General features: G+C 45.6%; 17 protein-coding genes. All 17 read right to left on the bottom strand.

What is annotated here, in order from left to right:
- Positions 1–96: 96 nt before the first annotated feature.
- The 17 genes from PATL_RS00940 to pilM all read right to left on the bottom strand — a co-directional run bounded on the left by PATL_RS00940 (position 97) and on the right by pilM (position 18,325).
- Positions 97–4,710, bottom strand: coding sequence for a DUF6701 domain-containing protein (locus PATL_RS00940; RefSeq protein WP_011573120.1), 4,614 nt, complete (start codon positions 4,708–4,710; stop codon positions 97–99).
- The gene (locus PATL_RS00935; protein WP_011573119.1) at positions 4,710–5,150 is read right to left on the bottom strand and encodes a pilus assembly PilX family protein; all 441 of its coding nucleotides are present in this window, start codon (positions 5,148–5,150) and stop codon (positions 4,710–4,712) included. Before PATL_RS00935 ends, PATL_RS00940 begins: the two co-directional genes overlap by 1 nt.
- A complete protein-coding gene (locus tag PATL_RS00930; protein WP_011573118.1) occupies positions 5,140–5,982 on the bottom strand; it encodes a PilW family protein in 843 nt (280 codons plus the stop codon). The genes PATL_RS00935 and PATL_RS00930 overlap by 11 nt, the downstream gene beginning before the upstream one ends.
- Positions 5,982–6,551: a type IV pilus modification PilV family protein gene (locus PATL_RS00925; RefSeq protein ID WP_011573117.1), complete on the bottom strand. Its 570-nt coding sequence runs from the start codon at positions 6,549–6,551 to the stop codon at positions 5,982–5,984. The genes PATL_RS00930 and PATL_RS00925 overlap by 1 nt, the downstream gene beginning before the upstream one ends.
- A complete protein-coding gene (locus tag PATL_RS00920) occupies positions 6,541–7,107 on the bottom strand; it encodes a prepilin-type N-terminal cleavage/methylation domain-containing protein (protein ID WP_011573116.1) in 567 nt (188 codons plus the stop codon). The genes PATL_RS00925 and PATL_RS00920 overlap by 11 nt, the downstream gene beginning before the upstream one ends.
- Before the next feature lie 82 nt (positions 7,108–7,189).
- A complete protein-coding gene (locus tag PATL_RS00915) occupies positions 7,190–7,750 on the bottom strand; it encodes a prepilin-type N-terminal cleavage/methylation domain-containing protein (protein ID WP_011573115.1) in 561 nt (186 codons plus the stop codon).
- 103 nt (positions 7,751–7,853) lie between these two features.
- On the bottom strand, positions 7,854–8,492 hold the full coding sequence (locus PATL_RS00910) for a type II secretion system protein (RefSeq protein WP_011573114.1): 639 nt from the start codon (positions 8,490–8,492) through the stop codon (positions 7,854–7,856).
- Positions 8,493–8,509: 17 nt separating this feature from the next.
- Positions 8,510–9,022, bottom strand: a complete 513-nt coding sequence (locus tag PATL_RS00905; RefSeq protein WP_011573113.1) for a hypothetical protein — start codon at positions 9,020–9,022, stop codon at positions 8,510–8,512.
- A gap of 3 nt (positions 9,023–9,025) precedes the next feature.
- Complete coding sequence (locus PATL_RS00900) at positions 9,026–10,243, bottom strand: type II secretion system F family protein (protein ID WP_011573112.1); 1,218 nt, start codon at positions 10,241–10,243, stop codon at positions 9,026–9,028.
- Positions 10,236–12,149 (bottom strand): GspE/PulE family protein, encoded by a 1,914-nt coding sequence (locus tag PATL_RS00895; protein WP_011573111.1) that lies wholly within the window; start codon positions 12,147–12,149, stop codon positions 10,236–10,238. The genes PATL_RS00900 and PATL_RS00895 overlap by 8 nt, the downstream gene beginning before the upstream one ends.
- Positions 12,146–13,267: a tetratricopeptide repeat protein gene (locus tag PATL_RS00890; RefSeq protein ID WP_011573110.1), complete on the bottom strand. Its 1,122-nt coding sequence runs from the start codon at positions 13,265–13,267 to the stop codon at positions 12,146–12,148. Before PATL_RS00890 ends, PATL_RS00895 begins: the two co-directional genes overlap by 4 nt.
- A complete protein-coding gene (locus PATL_RS00885) occupies positions 13,264–14,172 on the bottom strand; it encodes an ExeA family protein (protein WP_011573109.1) in 909 nt (302 codons plus the stop codon). The genes PATL_RS00890 and PATL_RS00885 overlap by 4 nt, the downstream gene beginning before the upstream one ends.
- A gap of 4 nt (positions 14,173–14,176) precedes the next feature.
- Complete coding sequence (gene mshL / locus PATL_RS00880; RefSeq protein WP_011573108.1) at positions 14,177–15,829, bottom strand: pilus (MSHA type) biogenesis protein MshL; 1,653 nt, start codon at positions 15,827–15,829, stop codon at positions 14,177–14,179.
- The gene (locus PATL_RS00875) at positions 15,819–16,169 is read right to left on the bottom strand and encodes a hypothetical protein (RefSeq protein ID WP_011573107.1); all 351 of its coding nucleotides are present in this window, start codon (positions 16,167–16,169) and stop codon (positions 15,819–15,821) included. Before PATL_RS00875 ends, mshL begins: the two co-directional genes overlap by 11 nt.
- Position 16,170: 1 nt before the next feature.
- Positions 16,171–16,863: a type II secretion system protein GspM gene (gene gspM / locus PATL_RS00870; RefSeq protein WP_011573106.1), complete on the bottom strand. Its 693-nt coding sequence runs from the start codon at positions 16,861–16,863 to the stop codon at positions 16,171–16,173.
- Positions 16,860–17,471 carry a PilN domain-containing protein gene (locus tag PATL_RS00865; RefSeq protein ID WP_011573105.1) on the bottom strand — a complete coding sequence of 204 codons (612 nt, stop codon included), beginning with the start codon at positions 17,469–17,471 and terminating at the stop codon, positions 16,860–16,862. The genes gspM and PATL_RS00865 overlap by 4 nt, the downstream gene beginning before the upstream one ends.
- Positions 17,468–18,325, bottom strand: a complete 858-nt coding sequence (pilM, locus tag PATL_RS00860; RefSeq protein ID WP_232283276.1) for a type IV pilus biogenesis protein PilM — start codon at positions 18,323–18,325, stop codon at positions 17,468–17,470. The genes PATL_RS00865 and pilM overlap by 4 nt, the downstream gene beginning before the upstream one ends.
- Positions 18,326–18,533: the final 208 nt, after the last annotated feature.

Raw genomic sequence — 18,533 nt, 5'->3', positions numbered from 1 at the left:
GGACGTTTCGCTACTAAAAATAGATCTAGATGAGACCACGCAATAAATAGAAAGTGCCAAGCCGATTTACATTTATTGTTGAATCATTTCTAGCCGTTAATGGAACACTTCCCGCCAATGAATGATCCGGTCATTTCCGCGGTAAAGACCAAAAGTTATTATGGAAGCGGGCCCATCGACAGCGGTCGCGCCTGAGCACAATGCTAAGTCTGGGCAGATAAAACCGTCACCGCTCCAATCAAAGTTCATGTATTGCGCCCAAGATGGATTACCCACGCTGGGATCTAAAGACACTTCAACCACACCAGCCACCCCCGGACCATTGCCTGCACCACTGCCCGTTAAGGCAAAGTTGCTGTTACCTAAGAGTTCACCACCGATTAGCGTTCCAGCACTCGTCACAGAATCAATCTGCCCGGTGATATCGTTGCTACCTTGGGCACTTAGTACGATCTGCCCTGAACTTTCGGTTAAATCGATGTTTGTACAATTGTCTTCTTGATTAAGCTGCCAACGGCCATTTAGATAATGCTCTGCGCTTACAGGGGTAACTAAAAAATCCGGTTCAGGGCCAAAGTTAGGCCCAAGCGCCAGACGCCCATGGCGAACATTGACGTCTACTCCCGTAATATTACTGCCTGTTGCATCACTAATGCGAAATCCTTCACATCCTGAAACCGGGTAATCGCTTTGATAACACACATTATTATCCCCGCTTAAAAACGTTGCTAAAAACGTCATGTCCACAGCGGCGACGAAAGGCTCTATCAAAGGGTAAGCGGCAAAGTCCGTAGCTACTTTTTCATAGGTAAATGTGCCATCAGGCACGTCTATTAGGGTGATGCCAGTGAACGCACTGGGCGCGGTGATCGTGGCTGAAGCGGCACCGGTAATGCGCGTCACCGCTGGGCTCGCGCCAGCATGAACCGAGGCATCGTCTATCACTACAGCTGCTGCGGTATCTGGGTTATAACGCCAATAGCCGTTGATGAAATTTTTGGTGGCTTCCCCCAAGGCATTCATCGCAATTAATTCAACTTGAGTGGTCGGCGAAAAAGAAATCGGTTGACCCATATAAGTGAAGTTACCACATTGATTGACTAACTCCGGCGCGGTTGACACCTGAACGTCAAAGTATGCTGGGGTGAACTCCCCTAGAGTAATAGGATCTTGGCTATTGATGACACTTGTCGGATTGTTGTTATCACTCAGGTAGTCGATATCCCGAATATCTAGGCGAATAACCCCCACTTCACTGAAGGTTGCCTGATAATTGTATTGCCCCTCGACGAAGGTTAACTCAGGTGTGTCTGCGAACTGCTTATTTACATTACCCAACACACTAGCGCCGTCACCAAAGACTAATGTGCCCTCAGCTGCGCTTGATTCAAATGGCAGTATACGCTCAACCGCTATTTGTAATGTGCTTGGCTGATAATTAGGTAACGCGATATCCCCTAAGACCCCATAGGCGGTAATATTAAAAGTAAATTCTTCGCCTGCAGGGTAAACGTCTGTGTCCGCACTTGACGGATAAACACTGAAATCAGTGTCGGTATAAATAAGGGCTGGCGGCGCAACCGCCAAGGTTAATTTTGTGGGGGCGATATCCACACTGGCATCACCTGAGGTAATAGAGACCCCATTTATTTCAGCGGCGGCTCGCAATGCCACTCGCCCGGCATCCGCGTAATTAAACGCTCCCAATGATGCCACGCCGTCAGCGTCAAAAGTAAGAGAGACAATACCCGTGGATTCACCATCTGGGGAAGCACTCACATCGATACCGCTAAAATCAGTTAAACAACGATTTGGCGAAACACAATTCACCCCGAAAGTGACATCTTGTTGCCCTTGTAATAATGCTTTGCACACGCCGTTATCGTTTTGAACTGCGCGCAAATTTGCCCCAACAAAATTAGCTTGTGACAACTGATCAGGCAAAAACTTATCCGTCACTTGTTCACCGATAAACTCAAATCCCGCATCGACGAAATTGATGTCGCAGCTTTCTATGCCTGACCCAGTATTTAGGCAGCGTAAAGGCGCAGAGGGATTAGCACGCACTATGTCTAATGTTGCTAATTCAGGCTCTAACACTGCCAGAGGTGTATTGATAATTTCGCCAGTAAACACCAATGGGTTCCCAGCCCTCCAACCATCTGGAGCTAACTCTACGCTGCTTGTTTCGGTATACAATTGGGTGCAATTCTCGTCTGCACAGGCTTTTATAGAGATGTTTTCTGTTTCACAGGTTAATCCTTGACCATCATGCTCCAATTGATAGTGATGGATAGATTGGCATGTGGCGATTGCGTTCATGTCCTGTGTAATTTCTGTGCTGTTTTGCACATAAGCATTCACACGAATATTATCAAACTGGCCGTTGGCGGAGTTCGCTGTCATGTTCGTTACAATATAGTCCGAGCGGTTATCACCAAAATACAATGTGTTAAATTGGGCGATGTTGTTATTCAAATTTAAACTATTCGATCTGCCCGCTTCAGCCCCATTAATATGAATAACGGCTGTTTTTGCCGCATAGTCATAGCCCACGGCTACATGTACCCACTCACCTGCAGAAAAATTTAACCCGGAAACAATAGCTTCGGCGTCCCTATCATCAATATCCTCTAAACCAAAATACAAGGTGGATGCACGTAGGCTTAAATAAAAATACTTAGCGGTTGAATTAGAGTTTCCAGCATCGGTAGAGGCGTCGAATAACTGCCGTGCATTGTTACTCGACCAATCTTCGTTACTGCGATACCAAAAGGATATGGTCCCGGCTTGGCCAATATCATTCGGTGAGAATCCGCTATCAATAGTATCTATTACCGTTGCATCTGTGTTCATTGGCACATCCGCAAATCGGCAGGAAACCTGGGCCGTTGATAACACAGAAACCACTTCACCCAAAGGCGATGCATGGCGCTGGTTACTTGTGCTATCTAATATGCTTTGACTGCCATTAAATTCCACCTGCTCAAACTCGTAAATCGCAACAGGAGCCACAGCACAAGGTGAGACATTGTCTAGGTCTGTATTGACCTGACTTTGACTTTGCGCGTAATCGTAGATACGTACGTCATCGAATTCACCGTCTGCAGAGTTAGCCGGCGAATCGGCAAAATTGTATAGACTGCGGTTATCTCCTATGTATAACGTGTCCAAGACTGGCATGTCACCATTCAGTCCCAGGTCTGATGTTTGACTGGCTTGACGGCCGTTGATAAAAATTACAGCGCTATCTTTGCTGTAATCATAAGTCACTGCAATATGCACCCACTCATAAGGGGCAAAGGTTAACCCACTCACACTGGCAGCAGCATCATTATCGGTAGTGTCCTCTAGGCCAAAACGTAAAGTCCCATTGCGTAGGCTAAGATTAAAATATTTAGAGTTTGCATTGCCTATCCAAGTCGAAGCATCAAAAAGCTGCCTTCCCCTCCCATTGCTCCACGCCAATGCACTGCGATACCAAAACGATATTGTGCCCTTGTCGCCGATATCGGTGTCTACTCTAAGCTCAGTGTCTATGCCCGCGCTAATATTTGCATCAGAATTTTTCGGAACACTCATCACTTGGCAAGACGTTTGAATACTAGGAAATGTTGGAAATGCATCCCCCAAGGGTGATGCATCATATCCTGACGCTGAAGAATCAATAACGCTGTTCGTTGTCGCCCACTCTTCTTGTTCGAACTGGTAAAAAGCTATCGCCGGGCCGTCACAGACTTCCGCCTTTGCCGCACTGACGTTGATATCATCCACATAGAAGCCCGATTCAGAATTTGTACCACTGACCTGAAAGCCAATAGCAACATTACTGCCGATAAAAGCACTGATATCGAAACTTTGCGCTGTACTAGAAAAGTTGCTGGCGGTGATCGTGTAATCTTTCAAATTCGTCCAAGTACTGCCACCGTTGGTGGAGATGCCAAGCCTTATTAAAGATTCACCTGCATTGTGACCGACTCGGTAATTAAAATTAAGTTGAGCAGTAACGGCATCGGATAAGTTCAACCTTCGGTACACGAATCGCGCGCTATAAGAACGTGGGTTTTCAGATGCGACAACCCCTAAGCGCAAACAGTTACCGGATGAACAAAGTGAATTATTAACCCGCAAATACCCGCGTGCCGGGCCATCAGACTCTCCTGCCTCTAGCCAATCGGAGCTCCAAGGCGCAGAGCCCGAAGAAGCACTGTAGCTGGCAGATGGAAAATGATCAGCCATATTGAAGGTCTCGGTACTACAACTATTACTACTGATGGACCAAGTGGCCGCTAAGCCTTGCCTTACAGCTGAACCATCTGTGCTATGCTCGATAAACATGGTGCCTGAGGTAGCCACCAATACAGACGGAAGATTTGAGCCACTGAAAGTCCCTAAAAGTGGCGCACTGACATTTTCACCATCATATACAGAAAAAAAGTCGTAGTTTTCTTCGTAATCAAAGTCAGAAAAGCTGAGCGTAATAGCCCCTCCCTGAGGAGCACGAATAGTAAACTCACAGTCCTCATTATTGGCATAATTACCACTTGCCCCGCCGGAATCAAATAACGCCCCGCGAGCACGTGATGTTTCTGTGTCTGAACATAGCGTGTCGGCGAGTACCTGCGAACAACTGAGCATATTCAACATCAAGAGCAAAATAAGTGAATTAAAACGGCCGATACGTTTGTGTATTGCTCTTATCCCTTTCATTACTGGATCCCATCAACCGATACGTTGCGACTGACGACTGTGTCACCCGCAATGCATTGCCCTTGAGCAGTAAATCTAAAATATTGGTAGCTGTCACCATCGTCTACAACCGAGACCACGGCACAACTGCTTTGATACCCGCAGTTCGCAAGTCCTGGGGTACTGGTGAAGGTAAAATTATCAGAGGCCATGCAATTACTTACCCCAACGACGGGAAACGCTGCTGCAATGGAACGCTCTACGCCTGCTCTTGCAGCGTTCAATGCTCTTTGCCCATACACTTCACTGACAACACTATCGGCAGAGGCTGCCAGCATTCTAAGCATAGCTAAACCTAAAATCGCCAAAACGATGATAATAAACAGTGCGATAACCAACATGCTGCCGCGTTGCTTTCTCAGGCCGCGAGGTTGCTCAGCGCAAAGGCGTTTATGGGACATTGGGCACATGAATATCACTACTGAGGTTAATTGTTTCATCATTTAGCTCAAACGCGAGCAAGATTTGTATTAAGCTATTTCGATTCAAGGTAGCATTTTGTATGGTGAATGGCAGCTCTGCTGGATTGGCAAGATCATTGACGATATTTTCAGCCATTAAGGTGCCCCCCAAGGTAAACGCTGTTTGATCCTGTCCTATCGAGGCTTGATGTCTAAACATGCTCCCTCCGCGTATGCAGTAACTTACTGCATTTCGCACTATGTATAATCGTGAGGCAGGAGACACATCGGCAAATGCACCATCGACGGTTAATGTCGCTAAATGCTCAGCGCTATCATTTGTCGTGCAATCACCATCACCGCTGTCAGTGCAAGATAAAACGGTCCGTCGCTTTTCCTCATTAACGTCATACACATCTTGACTATCGGTAGGATAAACCACAGCCATATCACCACTTGTGATTGAAAACTGATCATTAGCATCACCCAATTCAACAGTATTTACTGTTCGCTCTGTAGAGGGTTCTAATGGTAAACGCGTGTAATAAGTGGCCCATATTGTAGGCACAAACTCTAAACACTGGGCGCTATTTTCTAGTTTGACGCGGGCGCTATTAGGTACTGAACTGCGCAACTCTCGATTTAAGCGCTCAATCACAAAACGACTTTGACTTAAGAGTTCATCTCGCTCGCTCACATCATTAAAAATCTGCACACCAGAGCGAATAAAGCTGGTGACACCAATAGACACAATACCCAGCACAATAATCACTGTGACCAGCTCAACCAAAGTAAAGCCCTTGTGTCGGCCTAATGCATGTCGTGAAGTCATCAGTAGTTGTACCTGTAGGTCGAAAAAACAATTTCCTCACTACTAGGGGTTGTTATTCTTACGGTGATCAGTTTCGCAGCACCCACTGCACCATCGTTTGTGCCGTTTAAATCAGCATCGTAAAAGACCGAAACGTTGGCCCGAAATCCCTGATATAAGTTACGCCCATTGATGCCTATTGTGCCGCCTGTCGCACTAAGAATAGTGCCGTCCCTTTCATCTAAACCGTTAAAGTCATCCACATCGTTATACGCACTTCGGTTTTCACTGTCTGGTCCTAAAGCATTCGGCAGCGTGCAAGTTGGAGCGCTACCATCTCCACAACGTTCACTGGCGTTGCGACTAGAATGCTCATCGAACGACTTGCTGCTAATTTCGTTAAGCAGTGACTGGGCAAGTTCCGTCGCCCTGACTTGAAATATAGGGTCAATACTGCGGGTAGTTTGCGGAACGATAAGACCAATGAAGAACGTCATCGCGATAGCGAAGACCAACATACCTATGACTAATTCTATTAGCGTAAAGCCTAGATTCAGCCCGAACCGGATAGCACCTCGGTTAACACTCACGAATATATCCTTCGCTTTCTACGCAAATGGCCGGGGATTGCGTTCCCTGAAAGGTTATGCGGCAAGTGGCTTGGCAACTGCCAGCACTTGTCAATGGGCGACCTAGGCTATCAAATCGTATCCAATTAAATGCACCATTTCCTGTGTCTAACGTGCTCAGGCCAATACCGTCAGCAGCGATTTCACCATTACTGGTGCGTAAGAATTCAGGTGTGGTGTAATTAATCGCAGTAGCGCAAGTCGCGGTATGCTCAGCAGGGGTGTTGTTACGATAACTAAGCGTAGGCGGGCCAAAGCCAGGATTGGAAATATTGAAGTTTATTTGGAAGCAATAATCTGCACGGGTATCTTGCATGGCGCGTTGCTGCATGGCTCGCAGCGCGGATAGTAAACGAGACTGGTAACTGTATTCGGCGTATCCGGTGCTATCAAACCGACTTGCAGCAGATACTGCAAGTACACCAATAATCAGGATCACGACGACAAGTTCAACCAGTGTAAAACCACGATGCGCAGCAATAACAGGTAATGTGTTTTTGCTACGCACGTTTCTCATTCATTTCACTCCATAAACGGTAACGCCGGAGACCAAATACTGAGCTAAGGAATACCTACCCAGCAGCTTCGACTCGTTATGCTTAACAACCGGTGGTAATGCTTCCGATAACAGGCTCAGCCCCCTCGGCTGTTGCTGCTTCATCATGAATATAATAAGCATAACAGGCACCCGCGTTAGTTGTTCCATTGGGATAAACAATCAAAGCGACAGTACTTTGATTCGGTAGCGTAGCGAAACCATCGGCAGTAAGATCAGTGCCTATATCCTGTGACTCATCAACGCAAAACTCGGTCACGCATGAGCCACTCGTGCGAACAGTAACGGTGGCATCCAACATTTCATCCCACGCATCTTCCCAGTCATGCCGTGCATAACCGTAGTCAGTCTGAATTGTTTGAGTATTCGCAAGTGTAATTGTCGCCGCGGCGGATGAATTAGTCCCATTTAGCAACGACTTAGCGTGAATAATGTCGCTTGCTGATTTCATTGCACCTTCCATTCCGCTCACAACTGAAGCGCGAGCGTCACCTTGAATATCGAGAAATTTAGGTGCAGCGGTTACCGCCAAAATACCTAAAATAACGATAACAATAATTAATTCTATTAGAGTAAAACCACCCTGTTGTTTGCTGCTTTGCATAATGTTTCTCCCACTTGCTGAATTTGAAATTCTAAACTTTTTTTATTTTAACCACTCGAGCAGGCACAGGCCATTAGCAAATGGTAGCGTGTCAAATAATTGACTAATTGTTACTAAAAACAATCACTTGCCCGATACGGGGATCGTATATAAAACCATTGCCAGCAGTATTGTCAACAGGCTCATTGGTATCGTTTTTTATCGTTTGGGTTAAATAATAATAACAAAGATCATTTCCCCCAGAGCCATTTCCTTCGCTTTGGCGAGTAAAATAACGGTGATCATCAAACGGACGTTCATTCCAATCAGATGAAATTGTTGGCGCGCTTTGCATGATTAAGTTAAAAATACTCTCACAATCTAACAAGCTTATCTGTGTATCTTCAGTACTGCTGTCAGTATCAAGTTGTCCTGTCGGATATCCAGTATCCTGATCAACGCCAATACGAATATCGTCGATGGTCACAAAACTTAGATTAGTGGCAAAGTTTTCCTTCGGCCGCCCTTCAATTTCCCACTGAGCTCGCACTAAGCCAACACCCGTTGCATAGCCACCCGCTACCCCCTCGACCGTGGCATCTTCAGCCTCTTCCGTCACATCAAGTAAGCGCGGCAAAGCGGTAGCAGCTAACAAACCTAAAATAACTACGACTATGACCAATTCAATTAAAGTAAACCCTCGCTGACGCTGAACGCCGCCTTTAGCAAAGGTTTGGTATTGTGATCTAGCTAATTTCGTCATATTTTTTATCCATTAGGTTAACTTATAATTTTGGAAACCTGTCCCGTATACACTTTGTACTCAAAATAAGGCCCTGTTGATAATCTATATCGACAGATTGAAGACAGAGCATTATTGTTAATTTGCACACCATCATAAAATTCAGCGTACATTTTGAACCCTTCAACTTCTAATTCTGTATCCAGTACGTCTCGCCATAAAGCAGCACATCCCTCACTGGTTGGTTCTAGCTTTGGCCAACCTAGGTGGCTCATCGACAGTGGGTGTCTGCCTGTTTCATTGCCCTGAGTATCGTATTCAATCAACAAAATACTGCTGGGTCTGCCCTCATTTTGCCACTGCCAATGCGCGTTCAAGGTACTCTTAGTGAACTGCTCGACTAAGTTCTGCAGCGCTACCTTACGAATACTTGGACTGCTGTCATTAAAATAAACGATAAACCCCAGAATAAGTGAGGTGAACACGACCACTACAATCAAATTGCTAAAGAGGCTACGTTCTCGTTCATCAGAGGCTTCATTTCTACGCATAGCTTAACCTTGGATCGCTCCCATCATGTTCCACATTGGTGTAAAGATGCCCAAGGCCAGTACCAGCACCATAGCGGCAACGACCATAATAAGAATAGGCTCGATTTTAGAGGTCAGGCTCTTCAAATCGTAATCCACTTCGCGTTCGTAAAACTCGGCCGCTTCGCCTAGCAGTTCATCTACTCGGCCTGTTTCTTCACCTACATTGATCATCTGTAGCACCAAAGGCGTAAACATCTTACTTGAGCTTGCTACCCGTGAAAGGCTTTCACCTTTTTCGATGTTTTTGCGCATTTTCACGATCCTATCAGCCATGAAGGCATTGCTGACGGCATCTGCAACCAAATTTAGGGCAGTGGTTAATGGAACCCCGGAGCGCAACATCATAGAAAAACTACGGGCAAAACGACTGAGTAAAGTGCGCTCAAATATGCCCCCAACAATGGGTAAACGTAACTTGGCGCGATCCCAATTAAAGCGGCCTTTTGGGGTGTTGATATATTTAAAGACTAAAAAGATCGCTAGGCCAATGCAGATGAGCATATGCAGCCACTTTGTAATAAAAAAATCTGATGTAGCTAATAAAACGCGAGTCATTAACGGCAGTTCAGCGCCAAAGCTAGAGAACATATTGGCGAAGACCGGTATCACAAATATATTCATAATGATTAAAGCAGCGACGACAGCCAAAATCACAAATGTTGGGTAACGTGTAGCCGCTTTGATTTGTTTTCTAGTTTCCTGTTCGCGCTCCATATAGTCTGACAATTGAAGAAAGGCTTCATCCAGCCTACCGGTATTTTCCCCAACGTGCACAATGCTAACAAATAACTGACCGAAAACTTTATTATGCCGATGCAGGGCCGAAGATAGCGTGCGCCCTCGCTCTAATTGATCACACACATCATTCAAAATTTTTGTCATGCGTTCGCTGTTCGAGGTCTCTGCCAAGCCCTTAACTGAACGAATTATCGGAATGCCAGATTTGGTCAGCGAATACATTTGACGCGAGAAAATAACCAAATCTTCGAGCTTTATGTTCGGGGCGAATATGGATAAATTCAGAGTCACGTTAGCAGAATCACTCACTTCTTTTATTTCAATTGGAGTGAATTTTCGGCCAAGTAAAATTTGCGCCACACTAGAAGCATCACTCGCTTCTAGGCTACCTGAGGCCAGTTCACCACTCGCGTTACGCGCTTTGTAGGTGAAATTAGCCATTGTTACCGCCTGGGCCATCGTCGCGAGGCTCTAGCTCGAAAGAGAACTCACCACTTGATGGAGTCGGTTTATTATTCTCAGAGCGAGCCGCTGAAGTGGGCGATGCGCCAGACTCTGCATTCCCCTCATGCGAGGCAGCTTGGCTGGATTGAGTCTCTGTCATTTCAACAAGTTCAGCGTTTTCTTCTAGCCCTGGCTCTCGTGCTTGTTCATCAGCCACCATTTCAATCAGTTTCAATACTTCATCGACGGTGGTTATCCCCATTTTGGCATACGTTAATGCAACTTTTGCCAAAGGCACGAAGCCAGGGCTGTGAAGTGCAGCTTGGCCAAACTGAACAGAGTCATTGGTTTTCAATGCATTCATCATGCTCTCTGTCATTTCTAATAACTCAAACACACCTACTCGGCCGCGATAGCCTGTATTGTTGCAGGTTTGACAGCCACGGCCGCGGCGAAACGTCACATTAACCACTTGAGAGTCGATACTTTTCAGCCACAAGGATTCTTCGCGTGTGGGTTGGTATGCCTCACTGCAGCTTTCACACACTTTACGCACCAAGCGCTGGGCGATAACAGCGCGCAAAGAACTCGCCACTAAATACCCTGGGGCTCCCATATCAAGTAGACGTACCGCACTGCTGATAGCATCATTGGTATGCAAGGTTGATAACACTAAGTGACCCGTCAAAGCGCCTCGAAGACCAATTTCCGCCGTTTCTTGGTCTCGCATTTCCCCGACCATGATGATGTCAGGATCTTGCCTTAGTGTTGTGCGTAAAACATTGGAGAAATTCAAGCCAATCTTACTATTGGTCTGCACTTGATTGATGCGTGGTAAGCGGTACTCGACGGGGTCTTCTACTGTGATAATTTTAGCAGAAGGCTGATTTAACTCACTTAACGCACCGTAAAGCGTGGTTGTTTTACCAGAGCCTGTGGGTCCCGTAACCAAAATCATACCGTGGGGGCGTCTCAATAACACTCGAAAGCGTTTTAGTAAGGCGGCTGGCATACCGGTTTGCTCGAGAGAAAGCACACCGGCTGACTGATCAAGCAATCGCATCACCACTGATTCACCATTCTGTACTGGCATAGTAGAGACCCGTACATCGATGGAGTGGCCTTTGATACGCATATTCGTCCGCCCATCCTGTGGAAGGCGTTTCTCTGAAATATCGAGCCCAGACATTAGCTTCAACCTTAATACTAAGGCTGAGGCTATGTTCTTTTCCTTGATGATGTTTTCTTGCAGTACGCCATCCACCCTTAAGCGAATACGTAACATCTCGCTGTCCGGTTCGATATGGATATCTGAGGCTTTGGTTTGTAGTGCATCTTCAAAAATCGATTGCAGTAAACGGGCTACGGCAGTGTCTTGCTCATTGTCGACGCCTGTATCGAAATCAAACTCTTCATCATCTTGGTATTCTTCCGCTAACTCTTGGGCGAAAGAAGCGATATCTTCCGTACGACGGTAGAAACGATCGTACGCTTGGAACAATTGCGCGTCACTAACAACAGCGACTTTAACAGGTTTGGGTAACACACCAGATAAAATATCAAGAGCGGCCAAATCAGCGGGGTCACTCATACCGACCAGTAAATGATCCCCTTTATCGTCAAGCACTAACGCTCTGTAACGTCGAGCCTGAACCTCTGGCAGTAGCAATACCGCTTCTACCGACACCCGATATTGGGTTACATCAATTAATGGCACACCCAAATGCTGAGATAAAAAGGTAAGCAACTGATTCTCGGTCATAAAGCCAAGTTCAATAAGCATGTAACCTAATTTACGGCCACTTTGCTTTTGTGCAGAAAGAGTCTGCATCAATTGTTCTTCGCTAATAATCCCTTCTTGTACAAGAAGATCGCCTAAGCGAATTTTGGCTTTAGGCTTCATTCTATTCCAACCAATTCTTTCAATCGTTGACGTACAAACGTAATCACTTGCGGTGACAACTGTTGCTCGTCATCTGCTTTTTGATAACTCATTAACGCTTGTTTATTTTCACCTGCGCTGTCCTGGGCGATGCCTAATCCTAACCACCATTTAGCCTTGCGTGGCTCAGCATTGACGAGTCTTTGATAATCTTGTTGTGCTTGAGCATAGTTTTGAGTCTGTTGTGCTAACGCTCCCCTGTAAGCATAGTAATCACTGTGCAGTACTAAAGAGGGCGAGACTTCCAACAATAGGGTTAACGCTTTCGCTTGTTGGTTTTGTTGAGCAAATAATCTGGCGAGCATTAAGCGTAAATCGTGAAGCTCGGGGGCGTCTGCTAGCCCTTCGCTGAGCAAGGCTTGTGCTTCTAACATGCGATTTTCAGCAAACAACAGGGACGCTAACTTCTTGCGAATGCGCAGATTATCAGGCTCTTGGCTTAGCAACTGTTGCAATCCTTCGATGGCGATCAATGTTTTGCCATCTCGCAAGGCTTGATTAATAGATTGTTTTAATCCGGCCTGCGCATTTTGAGCACGATTGGCTTTCTTACTAAATGTCGCTTTAGGCGGTATCACTTTTTCTGCAGCAGCGTAGGGAGGACTCATGGCACTTTTAGGATCGATAGCGACTGGACTAGACTGAGCTGATTCATCACTTTGCAGCTGAGCAACTTGCGACTCTGGCTTCTTGTCAATTTTAGGCATCGCTTGCATTTGTGAGTTTGTTTCAAGCTGCTTTTGATGACCTGCAGATAAATCTATGTTTGCCTTATCAGCCGGTTCAAGCCAAGTCATGCCGCCTTTTGCCGGCGTGTCAGGCTCAGTAGGCTCAACTACAGCTATATCCCTTAATGCAGGATTGATCATGTTACTTGACGTGTCCTGACTAGATACGTCATCTGTCACTGTCGGCCACATAAATGTCACAGCGGCGAAGAGCAACGCAATCACCATCAATAAAATCAACCATGCCAATCTTGTTGTATTGCGCTGCGGTGGCTGATAGTCCGCGCTGACCGCGTCAGAGCCAGTTTGCCTAGCCTCAAGATCTTGCAGCATTTTGTTTACCACACTCATAAGGTAAACCTCTGATACGCCATATACCCACCCAGTGCGATGCAGATAGCAAGTAAGGTAACGACAACGAATTTCCCCATACCGAAGCCCATTTTATAAGCTGCTTCCGTGTCTGCTATGGCTAATTTCACGTGCTTAATTTCCACCTGTTGTTTGCCTTCACCATACGCCAACATCAACGCTTTGTGGCATAACACATTCACGATCCGCGGAGTACCTTTACTGGCTTTAAACAATAGTTTGCACGCTCGGTTAGAGAAAATATCTCCCCCTCGATATCCGGCAACAGACATGCGATGACGCACATACTGGAACAACTGGTCAGCATTCATAAGCTTAAGCGCATAGGAAAAAGTGACCCGCTGTTTTAACTGGCGCAATTCAGGTAGGGCAAGTTTGTCGTCTAGCTCTGGTTGACCAAACAGCACTACCTGCAATAATTTTCGCGACTCAGTTTCTAAATTAGTGATTAAACGCAATGCTTCGATACTCTCTACCGGCAATGCCTGAGCCTCATCAATAATAAGAACGACTCCGCGATTCTGTTGGTTAATTTCAATCAAACGGCGCTGGATACGCTGAGTAAACTCTTGTTGATCTGCGTTTTCGCTTAATGTCACATTAAGTTCAGCGGCAACAGAGCGGCGCAATTCACTTGGCGTTAAATAAGGGTTCGGAATATATGCCGCGACGAAGTGCTCTGGAAGTTCGTTAAGTAACTTGCGACAGATCAACGTTTTGCCCGTACCCACTTCGCCGGTCACTTTAATAAATCCCTCTCCCGTTTTAATGGCAGTGAGAAGCACCTCAATCGCTTCTTTATGGCTAGGCAAGCCAAAGAAATAGCTGGTATTAGGGGTTAAGGTAAAAGGCAATTCCTTTATACCGTAGTGGTATAAATACATACGATTAGTCCACGTGTAGCCAGTCAGCCATTTGATTACGGCTGCGGATCAACTGCTGGCGCCACGTGTCTGCGCCTACCACTGTGGGACGAAGCAAGATAACCAGTTCTTTTTTGGTTTCTGTTTCTTGGCGGTTTTTAAATAAATTACCCAGTAGCGGAATATCACCTAGTAAAGGTGTCTTTGACTCTGTTTCAGAAATAATTGATTGCATTAACCCGCCGATAACGACTATCTCACCTGAGCGAGCATGAATAATTGTGTCTGATTCGCGTATGTTACTTGCGGCAAGAGGCAGCACGAACTGCTCTTCATTTAAGGTCACAACCTTCTCTTGTTCTTCGGTTTCAATCACAGATGGGTGCACATGTAATAGCACCCCACCTTGTGCATCAATTTGCGGGGTTACGTCTAACGCGATACCGGAAAAAAACGGTGTCAGTTCAATATTCGGTGTGGTGGAGCTAGTCGCCGCAGTTACGGTACTTTGACTGGATACGTCAGTCACAAAGTACTCGTCATCACCCACTTTAATCACGGCTTTTTGATTGTTTATCGCCGTGACCCTAGGGCTAGACAAAACCTGCACATTGCCTTGGGTTTGTAATAAGTTCAGCACGCCGCTGAAGTCTTTATTAACGAACGACAAACTTGTAATGCCCCCCAGTGACGCAGAAATAGCATCCCCTAAGCTGCCTGCAGTGGTGGAAAATTGAAAGTCAGTACTGCCACTATTAGCTAATACTTCTGTCCAGTTGATACCTTGCTGATAACCATCGCTCAGTGACACCTCAAGAATACGCGCCTCTAAAATAACTTGGCGCTGTACATGTTCTTCTGATATCGCCAAAAACTCTTTAACCGAGCGTATTTCACTAGGCATAGCACGCACGGTGACCAACCCGGCTTGGGGCATCACCATCACACTACGCCCCTCTTCTGCGCCAATCATGACTTGCAATGATGCTAGCAAATCTGTCCAAAAATCGGTTTCAGTACTGGTAGAAATACTGGTGCCGTTACCATTACTTCCTGAATTCAAGTTATTTGAACTACCGGAAGAAGAATTGCCGCTAAAGCTGTTCAGCGAACTGCCTGAGCTACTACTGCTGCTGTTTTGTGCTTGTGAGACGCCGCCAGAGGTAATACTGGTTTGCGTCGCCCCGTCGCGTTTCATTAATAAATAATTCACGGCGAATGTTTCTGTACGCATGCCCGAGGGATAAATACGATAAATATTTTGCCTGCGTTGCACATCGTAACCGTATATCTCAGTGACGATATCGAAAATCTGCTCTAAGGTGACCTGTTTCAAATTCAAGGTAATCAAACCCGACACAGATGGATGAATAGCCACGCTGAAAGGCGTATCTTCTACGATTCCAGCGAAAAAGCTCACTGCATCGATTTGCTGAGCATTAATATCAAATTTAGGTTCGCCAAAAAGCGCGTCATCAGCTTGCTCTGACCTTGGCATTAATGTTTGATGAACGGCATCAGGTAAATCAGGTACACCTTGCTTTTTAGGGCTAACTGTCTTTTCAGTGTCGGCAATTGCAGCGTCCAGCGATTTTTCATAATGCTGAGTATCATGCTTTGCCTGACAGGCGACTAAAACCAGCAGAAACCCGCTTAGCGTAATGAGCTTAAAATCCATCATTTGCATCTTTTATAAATTGAGAGTGATTGACATAAAGTTCTTGCGAACCTTTAGCGCCGCGCAATATAACGCGACCTTTGCTGATCGAAATGAGTGTTTTCCCTGCCACGTCCTGCCCTTCTTTAACATTCATACCATTAATAATGGCGTGCTTGTGATCACCATTAATAAATATGGCACTGAGTATCAATGTATCGGCTATTTCGCCTCTTGCTGAAGTGCTGGGAGTGGCGTCGAATGGGCGAGTTGGGTCGACTAAAACCTGAGCGAACGCGGCACTCGTAAAAACCAATGTCACGACGAAAATACCTAGCATAAAATTGAGGTTTCTATGCACATCAGACTCCTATAAACGCTTTGCTGGTACTTAAGGTATACAGCTCAACTTCAACCGAAGCGTCCGGATAATCAGTGACCACGTAATTAAAACGCTTCCAATAAAATTGCCACCTGAGATTTTCAATGCCCGTTAAATAACGTTGAATATCAAAGTAACTGCCCTTTAATGACAAAAGCACACCGTGGCGGTACAAATTAATATCTGCTAATTCGTTGGCAACGCTTTCAGTATCACCGCCTTTTTCCCCCATATTAAGCACGGGCGTTGGAGGGATTGACTGCATGCTGATTAACGTAACGCCCTGACTTTCGGCCAACACTTTTTCCAGTAGTAACGGCATTTGTTTAGGCGGCACCAAATTGACCGTTTCTTGTTGCAAGTCTGTGTCTAAATCAAGACTTCTTTGCTTAAGTTTATTTAGCGAGGCCACCAATTGCTCATTGGGGTCATTACTAAATGCATGTTCACTGACCTCGATTTGTGCTTCAACGCTGCGCACTTGATTACGCATAGAAGCGATATTCTGCTCATCCCGAGTAACTGTTTCATTCACGGGCTCGATAAATAACAGGTAACCAACCATACCAATGACAACCACGCCACTAAGTAGAATCAGTATTTGTTCGCGTTGTGTAATGGCGAGAAACTGAGCAAAAAGCGTGTTATACCTTTCTTTTAGTGTTTGGCTCATGGCTGCTCCCCCGCTTGTGCGTCACTTGTCGTTTTAGTGCCAAGGGTAAACATCAACTGTTGATTTGGATCGCGATACAGCTTAGTGGTAGAGAACTCTTGACCTTTTAAGCGCTCTGTCAAGCTCAATTGCGTCATCCATTGCGGGATAAGCGATGAATCGGTTGCCGCTCCTTCCAACATCACGTGATGCTCATCTAATCGAATTCCAGTTAACCATAGCCCGTCCAAATGGTGCTCTGCCAGCCCCAACATCAAACCTGCAAAACCGTTCGATTTAAACTGCTCTTGGCCAGATAACTCATCAATGACACGCTGTTTTAAACTCACTTCTAACTGCTTACTCTCAATTGCCGCAAGCAATTTGGGATCTTTCGTGCGATTCGCTAACGTTTCGTTTAGCTCAGCAAGTCGGTCCTCTGCCTGCTGCTTTTGCACTTCAATGGCTATTAAGTCCGCTTTTACACTTTGTCCGTGACTATAGTCATGATAGTAAACCAGCCCAACAATCGTGAATAAAATTGCCCACACAGTCAGTACAAACGACAGCGTCAACACTTCTAGTTTAGGGTGTAATTCGGGTAAGTAGAGATTAATACGAGACTTCATTGTGCGGCCTCAGTATTCAATTTTACATCTGACAACGCAGCACCTAAGCTCGCTAAACTGACCATTTTCTCTGGCTGGGGCGATGCTAAAGGCAGCGCCATGACGGTGACAGGCATAAAGGTCAGCTCTTGGATGACCTTCGCCAGCTCTTGTTGAATAGATGAATTGAGGTGAACGACAATCTTGCGCACGGGGGCTTGACGCAGTTGACTCTCGAAATAGTCCATGGAGCGTTGAATTTCAACACTCAAGGTATCTCCCATCCCCATTTGGAACTCCTCTAACGAGAAGCTAGCCAAGTTTTCATAGCCTTTCAAACGCCGTGAGAAGAATAACTTGCCTTGTTTGACGATATTTAAATTTATCTGACCGCCATTCTCTTGGAACAAAGTCAAAACAGCATCATCATCCGTTGGCAGAAGCTCGCTGGTTGCCAACTCTTCTATGGTAATGGTATTGAGTTTTAACTCTGCGCGGGTAATGCCTTTGATTATCCCGTGAATGTGAGCGCGGCTAATAGCCACCACATTGACCCTTTTTTTACCGCCAATTACTGCTGGGTGGTCGTAGTAATCAAAGACATGCTCATCTGTACTGGTGAGCTGTTCTTTGATTTGCCATTTGAGAGCGGAAGCAATTTCTTGCTCTTCCACTTCAGGCCTATCTACTTGAAAGTGCTGATATTTATTTAACCCCAATGCAATATAACAAGGGGTGCGAGCTAAATTATGGTTCGCTACGTACTCTTGCAAATGTTTCGCCCAATCTTGCATAGGCAAAGTGTGCTGCTCTACCCACTGATAGGCACCAGATTTTTTTTGAATAACATTAAGGTGCAATTCAGCATCGCCCATTTCAATTCCAATCGAGTGAAATTTTGATGGCTTGCTAAAGTACTGCTTTATAAACTCGCGCCAGCTAATTCGCATTGTTCAATTCATATCTTGTTACATTGCTCTGCCATTACAGCAAAATTTAGAATAAAGCACCAGCAATATAAATCGCTACCTTAATCACGATTTATTAGCGATACCAATAAGTTAAGTTGAGGATTTGTAGCTT

It is taken from the genome of Paraglaciecola sp. T6c (genome assembly GCF_000014225.1).
In the GTDB taxonomy this organism is placed as follows: Bacteria; Pseudomonadota; Gammaproteobacteria; order Enterobacterales; family Alteromonadaceae; genus Paraglaciecola; species Paraglaciecola atlantica_A.
The sequence above is the reverse complement of the archived record's forward strand: the minus strand, read 5'-3'. Positions and strand labels throughout refer to the sequence as shown.

Coding starts and splice junctions, on each gene's coding strand:
- PATL_RS00940 (WP_011573120.1), bottom strand. CDS start 4,710: ATGAAAGGGATAAGAGCAATACACAAACGTATCGGCCGTTTTAATTCA.
- PATL_RS00935 (WP_011573119.1), bottom strand. CDS start 5,150: ATGTCCCATAAACGCCTTTGCGCTGAGCAACCTCGCGGCCTGAGAAAG.
- PATL_RS00930 (WP_011573118.1), bottom strand. CDS start 5,982: ATGACTTCACGACATGCATTAGGCCGACACAAGGGCTTTACTTTGGTT.
- PATL_RS00920 (WP_011573116.1), bottom strand. CDS start 7,107: ATGAGAAACGTGCGTAGCAAAAACACATTACCTGTTATTGCTGCGCAT.
- PATL_RS00915 (WP_011573115.1), bottom strand. CDS start 7,750: ATGCAAAGCAGCAAACAACAGGGTGGTTTTACTCTAATAGAATTAATT.
- PATL_RS00910 (WP_011573114.1), bottom strand. CDS start 8,492: ATGACGAAATTAGCTAGATCACAATACCAAACCTTTGCTAAAGGCGGC.
- PATL_RS00905 (WP_011573113.1), bottom strand. CDS start 9,022: ATGCGTAGAAATGAAGCCTCTGATGAACGAGAACGTAGCCTCTTTAGC.
- PATL_RS00900 (WP_011573112.1), bottom strand. CDS start 10,243: ATGGCTAATTTCACCTACAAAGCGCGTAACGCGAGTGGTGAACTGGCC.
- PATL_RS00895 (WP_011573111.1), bottom strand. CDS start 12,149: ATGAAGCCTAAAGCCAAAATTCGCTTAGGCGATCTTCTTGTACAAGAA.
- PATL_RS00890 (WP_011573110.1), bottom strand. CDS start 13,267: ATGAGTGTGGTAAACAAAATGCTGCAAGATCTTGAGGCTAGGCAAACT.
- PATL_RS00885 (WP_011573109.1), bottom strand. CDS start 14,172: ATGTATTTATACCACTACGGTATAAAGGAATTGCCTTTTACCTTAACC.
- mshL (WP_011573108.1), bottom strand. CDS start 15,829: ATGGATTTTAAGCTCATTACGCTAAGCGGGTTTCTGCTGGTTTTAGTC.
- gspM (WP_011573106.1), bottom strand. CDS start 16,863: ATGAGCCAAACACTAAAAGAAAGGTATAACACGCTTTTTGCTCAGTTT.
- PATL_RS00865 (WP_011573105.1), bottom strand. CDS start 17,471: ATGAAGTCTCGTATTAATCTCTACTTACCCGAATTACACCCTAAACTA.
- pilM (WP_232283276.1), bottom strand. CDS start 18,325: ATGGGCGATGCTGAATTGCACCTTAATGTTATTCAAAAAAAATCTGGT.